The organism is Microcoleus sp. S13C4 (genome assembly GCF_036700865.1).
Lineage (GTDB): Bacteria > Cyanobacteriota > Cyanobacteriia > Cyanobacteriales > Microcoleaceae > Microcoleus.
In genome coordinates this window covers 95,247-106,162 of the sequence record NZ_JAUBPS010000014.1, presented here as the reverse complement: position 1 = coordinate 106,162, position 10,916 = coordinate 95,247, and the positions used below count along the sequence as shown (strand labels likewise).

At 43.7% G+C, this 10,916-nt stretch carries 11 protein-coding genes; 6 read left to right on the top strand and 5 right to left on the bottom strand.

The genetic code is table 11. The features are described 5' to 3' along the window. Positions 1-140 precede the first annotated feature (140 nt). A complete protein-coding gene (locus QT996_RS08770; protein ID WP_333045894.1) occupies positions 141-1,217 on the bottom strand; it encodes a branched-chain amino acid ABC transporter permease in 1,077 nt (358 codons plus the stop codon). 133 nt (positions 1,218-1,350) lie between these two features. After that, a complete protein-coding gene (locus QT996_RS08765) occupies positions 1,351-2,712 on the bottom strand; it encodes a branched-chain amino acid ABC transporter substrate-binding protein (protein WP_333045893.1) in 1,362 nt (453 codons plus the stop codon). A gap of 328 nt (positions 2,713-3,040) precedes the next feature. Between QT996_RS08765 and QT996_RS08760 the strand changes: the two genes are divergently transcribed. The 5 genes from QT996_RS08760 (at position 3,041) to QT996_RS08740 (ending at position 5,323) form a co-directional block, all read left to right on the top strand. Continuing rightward, positions 3,041-3,337, top strand: coding sequence for a DUF1778 domain-containing protein (locus tag QT996_RS08760; RefSeq protein ID WP_333045891.1), 297 nt, complete (start codon positions 3,041-3,043; stop codon positions 3,335-3,337). Beyond that, positions 3,328-3,840: a GNAT family N-acetyltransferase gene (locus QT996_RS08755; RefSeq protein WP_333045889.1), complete on the top strand. Its 513-nt coding sequence runs from the start codon at positions 3,328-3,330 to the stop codon at positions 3,838-3,840. Before QT996_RS08760 ends, QT996_RS08755 begins: the two co-directional genes overlap by 10 nt. Positions 3,841-3,940: 100 nt before the next feature. After that, complete coding sequence (locus tag QT996_RS08750) at positions 3,941-4,066, top strand: hypothetical protein (RefSeq protein WP_333045888.1); 126 nt, start codon at positions 3,941-3,943, stop codon at positions 4,064-4,066. 24 nt (positions 4,067-4,090) lie between these two features. Then, positions 4,091-4,984 carry an SMEK domain-containing protein gene (locus QT996_RS08745; RefSeq protein ID WP_333045885.1) on the top strand — a complete coding sequence of 298 codons (894 nt, stop codon included), beginning with the start codon at positions 4,091-4,093 and terminating at the stop codon, positions 4,982-4,984. Positions 4,985-5,047: 63 nt separating this feature from the next. Further along, positions 5,048-5,323 (top strand): HepT-like ribonuclease domain-containing protein, encoded by a 276-nt coding sequence (locus tag QT996_RS08740; RefSeq protein WP_333045884.1) that lies wholly within the window; start codon positions 5,048-5,050, stop codon positions 5,321-5,323. Positions 5,324-5,404: 81 nt separating this feature from the next. Here the strand turns inward: QT996_RS08740 and QT996_RS08735 are convergent, their stop codons facing one another. Both QT996_RS08735 and QT996_RS08730 read right to left on the bottom strand, forming a co-directional pair. Next, entirely contained in the window at positions 5,405-6,856 is a 1,452-nt protein-coding gene (locus QT996_RS08735; protein ID WP_333045882.1) for an NAD(P)/FAD-dependent oxidoreductase, read from the bottom strand. Between the two features lie 128 nt (positions 6,857-6,984). Beyond that, positions 6,985-8,016, bottom strand: coding sequence for a glycosyltransferase (locus tag QT996_RS08730; RefSeq protein WP_333045881.1), 1,032 nt, complete (start codon positions 8,014-8,016; stop codon positions 6,985-6,987). Positions 8,017-8,623: 607 nt separating this feature from the next. On the opposite strand from QT996_RS08730, the gene QT996_RS08725 reads away from it, so the two are divergent. Further along, the gene (locus QT996_RS08725) at positions 8,624-9,718 is read left to right on the top strand and encodes a glycosyltransferase family A protein (RefSeq protein WP_333045880.1); all 1,095 of its coding nucleotides are present in this window, start codon (positions 8,624-8,626) and stop codon (positions 9,716-9,718) included. Positions 9,719-9,845: 127 nt separating this feature from the next. On the opposite strand, the gene QT996_RS08720 is transcribed toward QT996_RS08725, so the two are convergent. Then, complete coding sequence (locus QT996_RS08720; protein ID WP_333045878.1) at positions 9,846-10,385, bottom strand: Dps family protein; 540 nt, start codon at positions 10,383-10,385, stop codon at positions 9,846-9,848. Positions 10,386-10,916: the final 531 nt, after the last annotated feature.

The window sequence follows — 10,916 nt, the reverse complement described above, 5'->3', positions numbered from 1 at the left end:
GTTTTTGAGTAACAGCTTGCCGGATATTCAAAGGCAGCTACTTTTGGCTGCAATCATTTTTTAGTCTAAACTACAGTTTCTCAAGCACTCCTTACCTTATTATGATAAGTATCTCTTGCGATTATTTAAACCCTCCAACTTCAAACCTTCTCCTGAACATTTTCTCCCAACAAGCCGCCTGGCCGAAAAGCCAAAATCACCACCAAAACCCCAAACACCCAAGCATTAGTCCAGCGGCTCGACAAATACTGATCGCTCAAAGACGAAAGCAACCCAATCAAAACCCCTCCTAACATCGCCCCGACAATATTGCCAATTCCCCCCAAAACCGCCGCCGTAAAAGCCCTCAAACCCGCTGTAAACCCCATCGTAAAAACAATAGTATTGTTGTACAAACCCACCAAAATTCCCGCCGAACCCGCCAAAGCTCCCCCAATCAAAAAAGTCAGAGCAATAATCTGATCCACATTAATTCCCATAATCTTAGCGGCATCGCGGCTTTGAGCAGTTGCGCGCATCGCCTTTCCGAGACGAGTGTATTGCACAAACACATGAAGCAAAACCATCAATACAACCGCCACCACCAACACAATTAAATCTTTCGTAGTAAATACAATACTTGTTTGAATTCCCAAAAACTTTAGAATATCAACTCGCGGTAACAAATCGGGAAAACTTTTCGGCGCAGCAGAGTTAGAACCCATCACCGGAATAAAAGCTTTCAATCCTCCCCAAAATAACCCCATATTTTGGAAAATAAAAGAAACTCCAATTGCTGAAATTAAAGGAGCCAAACGGGGAGCATTTCGCAAAGGCCGATAAGCGTACTTTTCCACAACAATATTCAGCCCAGCACAAAACACCGAACATACAATTAAAGCGACTAACATCACCGGTATAGCAATACCTAAAGGTGCGCCATCTTGCATCCCAAAAGCCCCGAACACGGTTAGGGAAGCAAAAGCGCCCAACATATACAAATCGCCGTGAGCAAAATTGATTAACTCAATAATGCCATAAACCATAGTGTAACCCAAAGCAATAATTGCAATCAGCGCGCCGTTGACCAGACCAACTAATAATTGTTGGATAAAAACTTCAGGATTGCTGACTATTTCTCCAAGGATTTTTGTCAAATCAAATCCGGCGATCGGGCCTAATAGCAAAACTATATAAACTACACCTAGATATAAGAGAATACTTTTCCAGTTTTTCATGTTTTTAAGTAATGGGAAATTAGGAATTGGAATTGGAAATTGGAAATTGGAAATTGGAAAAAGTTGAAAGATTTTTTTTCCTTCTTCCTTCTTCCCTCTTCCCTCTTCCCTCTTCCCTCTTCCTTCTGATTAATTATTCCGTCTTGAGCGCATTCACGAACTCCCACTTGGCGCCTTTAACAACATTTCCTGACATGGTAGTCAAGCTCGTGTCGCCGTTGGTGTCAAAACTCCAAGTGCCCAGTACCCCGTTAAAATCTTTAGTTGCCAAGACAGCTTCGCGGATAGCAGGGCGGTCATTTTTGCAAACTTTATTAATTGCGCCGATCGCAACTTTAGCAGCTTCATAGGCGTATGCTGCATAAGCTTCGGGTTCAGCATTATATTTTGCCTTGTAACTTGCGTACCACTTCGCACCCACACCAGTCAATTCTTGAGGAGGCAAGCCGCCAAAAGTAGCATAAACTCCTTCGGCATCTTTGCCTCCGGCATCAATTAAAGCTTGATCTTTAATGCCGTCCGGCCCCATGAACTTAACTGTATCAGCCGCCATCCCGACATTTCTCATGTCTTTAATTATTTGTCCGGCGTTGCTCTGAGTAGTGCCGCCGAAGTAAATCAGGTCTGGATTTAAAGCTTTGATCTTATTCATTAACGCCTTGTAGTCGCTAGCTTTAATATCAATTCCCTCTCTTCCGAGGACTTGAATTCCCAACTTTTTAGAAGTTGCTTCAAAAACATCAGCGATGCCTTTGCCGTAGAGTTCTTGGTCGTCGAGAATGTAGACTTTTTGCACGCCTAAAGATTTTGCCCAGTTGCCAGCTACAGCTCCTTGAAGGTCGTCCGCGGGGACAACGCGGGTGAAATTGCGAGTGCCTGCGGGATAATAAACGTTGGGTTCTTTGGGTTCGCCTTTTCCTGGTTTAGTCAGTCCCGGATAAGTGTTGGCCGGACTGATCATGACGATGTTAGCTTGGTTGAGCACGGGAATGGAAAGTTTGGCGGCACCGGAGTTATAGTGACCGATGACGGCAACTACCGCACCGTCAGCGACGGCTTTGTTGGAGTTGGACGTTACTTGGGCTGGGTCCCATTTGCCAGCGGCGGCGGTGGCGTCATCGAAAACTTCGTATTCGATTTTGATTTTTCCGTCGCAAGCTTTGGAGTCGGTTTCGGCAAGTGCTTGTTTGATGCCGTTGACCATTGTTTGAGATTGACCCAAGGCGCTACCTGTCATCGGGAGCATGGAGACAATTTTGACAGTATTTGGGTCTCCGGGGCTGCTGACTGCGACGGGAGTGGCTGCGGGACTGGTTCCGGGGCTGCCTCCGGGAGTTGTGGCGGTGGGTGCTTGAGGATTTTGACAGCTAGCGCACAGAGAGGCTATTCCGGCGGCAAAAAGTAATTTCCGCAATCCTCCGACGCCGAGATTCTTTGTTGAGTTGATTTTTGGGGATGTGGCACTTTTGCCCCCTGACTTCTGGGAAAAGTTCATAGGTTGGTTTGTTTGTTGCTTGCGTCTTAGCATATTTTCACTGTTTTAAGTATGTAGTCAAGAGTTAGCACAAGTTTAAAAAATTTGTGTCAACTATCAACAACACACCTAGAAAGGCAACATCAGGACTGGGGCCAGAACTCCTGTCTCAGGGGCGGCGGGGGCTGCCCGTACAATGCGTGAGTTCACGATTCCATCGCGGTTAACTAGATCCGCGATCGCAACTTCCAGTAAATGTGTTGACATTGTATATACAAAAAATTTACAATATGAATATTCTAGAGCTACTAGCTCTAATTAATGCTCTGTCTAGCCAGAAGTTACTATTATGCACCCGCCAGCATCTGAAGGGTCAGTCAGCCAGAACCGCGATGTTACAATCAACATTCGAGCTAAGCCGAATCAACGCGCTCTAATCGATCGCGCGGCGCAATTACAGGGAAAAAGCCGATCGGAATTCATGCTTGAATCAGCTTACCAAAAAGCTCAAGATGTGATTCTAGACCGCTGTTTTTTTGGGTTAGATGAACTTAAATTTAAGCAATTTTTGGCGCTTCTGGATGCACCGCCGACGCCAAATCAGAACCTAAACGCATTACTAAAAACAAAATCTCCGTGGGATTAGATCGAGATTTAGACCAACTCTGCCCGCCTGAAAAACTGAACTCGTTACATCAAATTGAGACCGTTGATTCAGGCAACAGTCAGTTAGATGAATGGCTCAAGCGTCGCGCTCTGAAAAATGAGTCAGAGGGGGCGTCACGGACTTATGTTTTGTGCGATCGCCAAGCAGTCATTGCGTACTATTGTCTTGCAAATGGAGCAATAGCACAAACTGCTGCAATGGGTAAAGTCCGGCGCAATATGCCCGATCCGATTCCTGTTATGGTGATTGGACGGCTTGCAGTAGATCGCAAGTGGCAAGGCTGCGGCATTGGACGCGCTTTGCTGCGGGATGCAATTCTTCGCACTTTGCAAGCTGCTGAAATTGCAGGGATACACGCAATTCTCGTACACGCTATCTCCGAAGATGCCAAGCAGTTTTACCAGAAGTGCGGGTTTACTGTTTCGCCGATCGATCCGATGACACTCATGGTGAAAGTTAGCGATGCCATTGCTTCACTTTAGCTCAGACCTTACTTGCTCTCGTTGGAGGTTTCCTCGCGCATGGTTGAGTTACAAGCTGATTTAGAATATGTGGTGAACGATCACTTAAAAGTCTCTTTAGATGCGATCGCTCGATGGCAAGCAGGAGCGAGAAAGGCGCAGTACCGAAGACATCGCCATTATTCCGGCAGGAGTTGCTCATCGCTGTAGTTGGGATGAGCCGACTCAATTTATAGTAAAATTGTAATCATGAGTTAAAGAGGGATAATCGGTGCTTGCTCAGGAAGATCTTCAAAAGAAAATTTGTGATTTTTTAGGAATCTTACAATATTCAGTAGAGTATCGAGGAGCGATCGGATTGCTGGATCAAAATTTGATTCTTCAATCTTTCATTGCCCAATTTCTCAATATTATATACGGGTACGATCTCATCAATCTAGATCGTGATGGACATAAATATCCTGCAATAGATTTAGGAGACTTTTATAGAAAAGTTGCTTTCCAAGTCACGGCTACCAAGACGCCAAGAAAGATTGAGGAGACTATAGAAATTTTCATTCGTCACAAGGAGTATGAAAATTTTAACAATCTCAAGTTTCTTATCCTGGAAAGGAAGCAAAATAAGTATTCACAGGTTTTTAACACTTACAATCTATTTGACTTTAATCCGCAAAGAGATATCCTTGATATCAAAGATATAGTACGCCAACTTCCTTCCCTAAAGTTGGAGAAACTTCTACGTTTGAGCCATTTGATTGATTCTGAGCTTTCTGGAACAGTCATATTTAAAACTACATATCAAATTCTTCACGATTCACATCATCAAGACTCTTTGCCTAGAGAAGAAGTTAAGCCCGATAATGTGGTTAGAACTGTTCGTTGGGTAGATGTGCCTTTATACTCCGATCCAGGCTGTCAACAGCGAAGACCAGATATGACTGGTGTGATCCTTGATAACCGACAGCACCCTGAAAACGTCTTTGCAGGATACACCATCCATCCAATCTCCCCTAATCTCTTTAAAGAAGGAGCGCAAGTGATTATTGTGTATAGTAGAAATAGTGTTTGTGATGAGTCATGGTATCGAAACCCAGAAACAAATGAAATAACTTATGCATGGACTGAGCACTCTGAGGTTATAGGTCGTATGGTTGAAGTTGCTTGAATACCATTACTAGACGGCAGGTAGTTGAAAATTATCCCAAACATCAAACTAATCTGATGATGGTTGATTTGCGAGACTTATCTGGAAAGTGTTTTTATGGAAAGTACCGTAGAGCGGCAGTGGGGAATTTTGGGGGAGGAATTTCGGAGAATTTCGATCGAGTTTCAGCACCTCCATCCCGAAATTGATTGGCGAAATGCGATTAACTTACGAAATATTTTGGTTAACCGCTATGACCAAGTGCTCTCGGAAGTTATTTGGAATATTGTTACAGGTGTTTTACCTCGTTTGCTGGTACAAGTAGAGGCATTATTGCCACCGTTACCTGATGATAGTTGAGCCATCGCCCACAAACAAAAGATGCACGTGAAGCGGAGCTATCCCGTAGGGAATCGCCCCATCGCCATAGTTCCAAAAATATCAACTAGACTGCGAAATCAAATCCGAATCCTTTTTTTCCTTTGACCGATCGACACTAAAATCTTCATAGTACGATCGCTCAGTATTCACATCCCACAAATCGTGCTTTTCCCCCAAAATGTTTCTCACAGCTAGCATCCCCGTCAGCATGGAATGGTCTTGGTTGTTGTATCGGTGCATACCGTTTCGTCCGATCGTCTGCAAATTCTCAATTCCCTTCACAAAACCTTCAAGTACCTGCAAGTGTCCTCGATATTCGCCATCATAGACTGGATAAGCCTTGGGCTGCCGTATGACAACTCCATCTTCAACATCGGCAGTTTCGGCTAACCCCAAACCAACCAACTCGCGAGTTGCTAATTCGATAAGTTGCGCGTCCGACATTTCCCAAATCTCGTCGCCAACGCTACAGAAATATTCCATTCCTAAACAACTTTTGCTGGCGTCGGGAACTAAAGCGGCGCTCCAATTTTTAAAGTTTTGAATGCGTCCCACTTTGACTTCGGGGGAGTGAATGTAAATCCAGTTGTCAGGAAACAAATCCTTGCGATTGACAATCAGCGATACAATCAAAAAATCTCGATATTTTAGCGATCGCGCGGCGTGCAATACCTCTTCTGGTGGCTGCGGTTTCATTCTTGCTACCAGCGCCGATATCGGCATACTCGTAATGAAATTATCCGCCGAATATTGAATTAATTCTCCATTTTGCTCCGCAGTAATACTTTTAATCTTATTACCTTCACGCTCAAAGCTAATCACTTTAGTATCCAGATAAACTTTGCCGTCTTTATTCTCCACAGCTTCCGCGAACTTTTCCCACATCATCCCCGGCCCCAAAGCCGGATAATCAAACTCTTTGATTAATGTTTTAGTGTCGTTGCTGCCAAACAAAGCATTAATAATTGCAGTCGTCAGCGACAATCCTTTAATCCGCTGCGCCGCCCAATCGGCTTGAATTTCCGAACAAGGAATGCCCCAAACTTTTTCAGTGTAAGTCTTAAAAAATGTTTTATACAAGCGTTCGCCAAAACGATTGATCACCCACTGTTCAAAAGTTTTTTCTTCCTGAAGCGGCCAAATTCTAACTTTTAGATAACTCAAAATAATTAGGGTACTCTCAATTATGCCCAAATTAAAGAGAGTATTGAAGGCACTGATCGGATAATTAAAAAATTTACCTCGATAAAAAATTCGCGACAATCGTGGCACTTTAATAAACTCATTTCCCAGTACCTCTTGCCACAACTGCTGCACGGCTTCAACTTTAGTATAAAAGCGGTGGCCGCCAATGTCGAAACGATAGCCTTTGTAGCTTTCGGTGCGAGCTATTCCCCCAACTTTATCACCTTTTTCTAGTACAACAGGGATAATGCCTTGCTTGACGAGCTCGTAGGCAGCAGTCAAGCCCGCAGGACCTGCACCGACGATCGCAACAGGATAATGTTTCACTCAGCCTACCTCCAGCTTTTTTATCGCAACTATACAGTTATTTATAGCTTGTCGAAGGGATAGATGCACCCGTGAATACCCTGAGAAACTCTCGCTCGACCTGATGTTTAAGCACAATTTGCCTTGATTTATTGAGCTGAGACTGGCAAGCTAACTTTGCCAGTCACAGGCTTTTTTTGGTATAAGTAGCGACCAGTGCCGATCGCAAATGCCAGCCCGCTGTAAAAGTAGAAAAGCCAGTGCCACGGAATAGTTCTCAGGGCAAATAGGATACCGTGTTTACGATGAAAAAATCGGTAAAGTGGTGCATTAATTGCTACCAGTGGTGCGGCCAGCAAACCAGCCACTAGCAGAAAGCTCAGCGACCAGCAGGTTCCCAAAATTGCCAGCAGGACTGCATAAGTTAAAATCACGCTGATGCGGTTTGAAACTTGCAAGTTGAGGTCGTTATTCAATTTGCGATCGCGCCAAATCAGTTCTGTCCAAGGCAGCGCTCGGTAGAAAAAGTCAGCTTTCACCATCCCAATCGGTTCCCACCGCTTTAAATGCTTCACCTGCAATGTTTTGCACAGCCGAATTTTATAACCTGCTTGTTTCAAACGGTAGCCGAACTCAATATCTTCGATCGAAGCTTGGCGGTAACTCTCATTAAAGCCGCCCATCTGCAAAAAAATTTCCCGGCGAATCACTCCGCAAGCTCCCCAAAAAGTTGAAGCTTCTTCGTTACCTGTTTGGTGCACGTAGTGGTGCAGCAAGTTCCTGTACTGCGATAGAAAACCGGGATCTCCAGGAGCATCGTCGTAAGAGCCGATGAAAGCAGCTAAGTAGGGATTATTTTTGAACACCGATATCGCATAGCCCACAGCTTCTGCACAAACAGCCACATCAGCATCCACAAAAAACAGAATATCTCCCTTTGCAGCTTGGGCACCCAAATTCCTTGCCCGCGCTGGCCCCCCGCATTCGGGAATCCTGATGACTTTGGCGCCGAATTCCTTGGCCAAACGCCAGGAACCATCGCTTTCGCCATCTGCTACTACAATAATCTCGATCGGTCTGGGCACAGCTTGAGCCAGTTTTGATAAACAGGTGCGGAAGTAAGCGCCCCCGTTGTGGACTGGGATAATGATGGATACAGTGGGATCGGCGGTAGAAATCATTACCTAAATTGTTTAAATTGCAGGGATCAAAATTTCCTTGAATTTTATTGTTGCTACTTTACGAAGGGTAAAATCAGCTCTACTTTTTTATTTATAACTCAATTGCTGTTTGTATTCAACTAAATTTTTGGCTGGCATTCTCGATTGGATTTTTCCCAATTCATACCTGTATTCTAGGCCATATCTTGCTGAGACTGACCTGATGCAGACCACAGCTTTACAAAATCTTTAAATATATGATTGTTTGTGTAAACTTGCGAAAAAGCACCAGCAGCATTTTTGGGCGGCTGTGTCGCACCGCACAAGACTGTGATTTTATAAGTAAGCACACCGTATAAAATCAAACATACTTTCGACGGAAACCCGCAGGCGGTCAGGACTTTTCCGGTACAGTTTCTTTTACAGACCTCATCCGCGAGTGACTCCTGAACCAAGTCTCTATCCCGACTTCGGCGTCAATTCACATTGTAGGACTTTTGGCAATATATTTTAAATATAGGTCTTAAAGTTTCCGACGGTGTACGATCGAGCTTTGGTAATTTGCTAACATACCCTTAGCTATGTCCCTGGGAGCAAAAAGTTTTACCTAAACCCTTTTTTATATTACATGAACACCTCCCCAAACCCTTTAAATCAGCCATTAGTTTCAGTCATCATCCCAGCTTTCAACGCTGACAAATTTATTGCTAAAACCTTAGAGTCTGTTTTATCTCAAACTTATCACAACATAGAAGTTTTAGTAGTAGACGACGGCTCTACAGATACAACACCCGAAATCGTCAATTTTTTTGTTCAAAAAGATAGCCAAATTATCTTATTGCAGCAGTCAGATGCAGGCGTCGCCGCCGCTCGCAACCTAGCAATTGAAAAATCAAAAGGCGAATATATTGCTCCCCTTGATGCCGACGATATTTGGTATCCCCACAACCTAGAAAAACAAGTCGAATGCTTAATTAAATCAGAACAATCTGTAGGAGTTGTCTATTCATGGTCACTTGATATAAACGAAAAAGACTTATTCACCGGTGGATTTTACAACTCCACCATCGAAGGAGAAGTATACAAAGCTTTAGTTTATAAATATTTTATGGGTAATGCGAGTTCATCTCTGATCCGCCGCATTTGTTTCGAGAGAGTAGGCGGTTACAATTGCCAATTGAAAGCCGAAAATGCCCAAGGCTGCGAAGACTTGGAACTTTTTCTCCGCATTGCTGAGCATTATCAATTTAAAGTAGTGCCAGAATTTTTAGTTGGCTACCGACAGATTTCCAGCAGTATGTCTTGCAACTATGCAGCAATGGCAAAATCTCACTCTCTAATTATTGCAGGTGTCCGGGAGCGGCATCCTGAAATTCCTACCCATATTTATCGCTGGTCTAACAGCAGTTTTTATATATACAATTTAGCCGTTAAAAGCAACCGTAATGGCAACCATCGCAGTACATTATTTTGGCTATATCGAGCTTTTCGAGAAGATTCATTGATGACTCTTTTACGCCATAATTTGTACATTCTCTCAATAGAAAGTATCTTAAAAATTTTAGTTTCATCAGTTACTCAATCTCGGTCAGACTTAAAATCAACATCAACAGAGACTGAAGGCAAAACAATTTCCACCATCCAGAGGCGAACCATGATTCATAAAATGCTCCCGTCCCAGGTTTATGAAAGAATGCGATTCAATAATTTTGTCAAGCGATAACCCGAATAAACCCAAGATAAAAAACCAGATTTCTTAAAGAAACCTGGTTTTTGAGGCAAGCTATGGAAGAGAGTTAAATAAACGGAAATAAATTTTTGCTTCGCTTCTTCCTTCTACTTATATATCTCTAAGCGTGAGAAGCTGTAGGAGTTTGAGCTTTTGGCTGCTGGCCGTCTGGCGCCAAGGATTCCCCTTCAATAAACGAGCGCAACATCCAAGCCATTTGCTCGTGCTGTTCCATCAAACCAGTCAAAAAGTCTGCGGTTCCGTCATCATTAAACTCTTCACCACACTGTTGGACGTGTTGGCGGAGATTGCGAATAACTAACTCGTGGTCATCAACTAAACGGGATACCATTTCCGTAGCCAAAGGCAAATCCCCGATATGTTCTTTAATCGAGCCATACTTCAGAAAACCCTCAGCAGTACCAATTGGATAGCCACCTAAAGTTCTCACCCGTTCGGCCATAGCATCGATGTTTACTGTTAACGCCTGATAGTGTTCTTCCCACAACTGGTGGAGCGATCGAAACTGTGGGCCCACTACATCCCAGTGATACTTTTTGGTTTTGATTAACAGCAGATAAGCATCTGACAGGTCGTGATTCAACAGTTCGATAACGCCTGCACGTTGCTCGTCAGATAGACCTATGTTTAACTTACGCATTGAAAATTGTTCCTTCAACTCTAACTTTACATTTATTAGAACAAATTTCGCCAGCCACTTACATCAACCCAGAGGACGATCGAAGACGATCGAACTTTAGTAAAATATCTGCTTTTCAGGTTAAAGTAATTGCAAGATTGATACCCTTAGATAGATGCAATGAAACTTATTGTTCGCGCTCACCTTTACTTGGTGAACACAGCGATTGGGCCGTCGGTGAGTTCCCTCTCAATCCTGCTACAGAAAAAGGCTGGAGTCTGATAGCCCGTACAAATCCAGGAATTTCTGCGGAAGTTAAGCAACATCCCACCGAAAGTTAACCAAAATGCACACCCTTAATTGTGGGGGCTGCTTTAAAGGACGGCATCAGGGACTTGCAATTAAATATAACCCTGTTATCCTAGAAGGCTAGGAAACAGATTTTCTGACATGAGCAGTTCTGACCTCTGTGATTGGGACGCTGGAAATGATATTGAGTGCAACCGCTGAATCGACGTTTAAGGATGCTGCCAAGAAACAGAGGGGCGATCG

Bases quoted from the DNA above. Each gene is read 5' to 3' on its own strand.
- QT996_RS08725 (WP_333045880.1), top strand. From the start codon at position 8,624: ATGAACACCTCCCCAAACCCTTTAAATCAGCCATTAGTTTCAGTCATC.
- QT996_RS08760 (WP_333045891.1), top strand. From the start codon at position 3,041: ATGCACCCGCCAGCATCTGAAGGGTCAGTCAGCCAGAACCGCGATGTT.
- QT996_RS08765 (WP_333045893.1), bottom strand. From the start codon at position 2,712: ATGAACTTTTCCCAGAAGTCAGGGGGCAAAAGTGCCACATCCCCAAAA.
- QT996_RS08750 (WP_333045888.1), top strand. From the start codon at position 3,941: ATGCGATCGCTCGATGGCAAGCAGGAGCGAGAAAGGCGCAGTACCGAA.
- QT996_RS08720 (WP_333045878.1), bottom strand. From the start codon at position 10,385: ATGCGTAAGTTAAACATAGGTCTATCTGACGAGCAACGTGCAGGCGTT.
- QT996_RS08770 (WP_333045894.1), bottom strand. From the start codon at position 1,217: ATGAAAAACTGGAAAAGTATTCTCTTATATCTAGGTGTAGTTTATATA.
- QT996_RS08730 (WP_333045881.1), bottom strand. From the start codon at position 8,016: ATGATTTCTACCGCCGATCCCACTGTATCCATCATTATCCCAGTCCAC.